Genomic DNA, 438 nt, shown 5'->3' with positions numbered 1-438 from the left:
CACGTACATGAACAAGTGGAAGAGGCCGTCGGCCATGATCTGGAAGCGCAGGTCGGAACCCGCCGGGTCGGCGAGGCCCGAGAGAAGATGATGCCATTGCAGAATCTGGTGCAGGACGATGCCGTCGAAGAAACCGCCCAGCGCGAAGCCGAGCAGAAGCCAGCCGACTCTCGTTCTCGGATCGAGTTTCGCGGTGATGGTGTCCATATCAGGACGACTCCGCCGAAACCGGAGAGCCAAGTCTGGTTAGCAGCTCCAGGTGCATCGCCCTGTCCGGCGTCGGGTCGTGGAGATCATGACGGGCCTCGATCCAGAAGGCGGTAATCAGCCCGCCGACCACTGTCGTCAGAACCAAAGTCCCAGCAATGATTGCCAGCATGGATGTCGACCCTTCAACCGCGGGCACGCCGCGCCCGACCCGAACCTTGGCTTCTGCCG

Annotated in this window: 2 protein-coding genes; both read right to left on the bottom strand. The window is 62.1% G+C overall.

Features of this window, described 5'->3' with window-relative positions:
- The coding region (locus tag P3C39_RS32895; RefSeq protein WP_275955468.1) for a DUF2243 domain-containing protein at window positions 1-207 on the bottom strand (207 nt) is incomplete at its 3' end.
- Between the two features lies 1 nt (window position 208).
- A partial coding sequence (locus P3C39_RS32890) for a hypothetical protein (protein WP_275955090.1) occupies window positions 209-438 on the bottom strand: 230 nt, incomplete at its 5' end.

This window comes from Mesorhizobium sp. XAP4 (genome assembly GCF_029269325.1).
In the GTDB taxonomy this organism is placed as follows: Bacteria; Pseudomonadota; Alphaproteobacteria; order Rhizobiales; family Rhizobiaceae; genus Mesorhizobium; species Mesorhizobium ciceri.
This window is presented reverse-complemented; position numbering and strand designations above follow the sequence as displayed.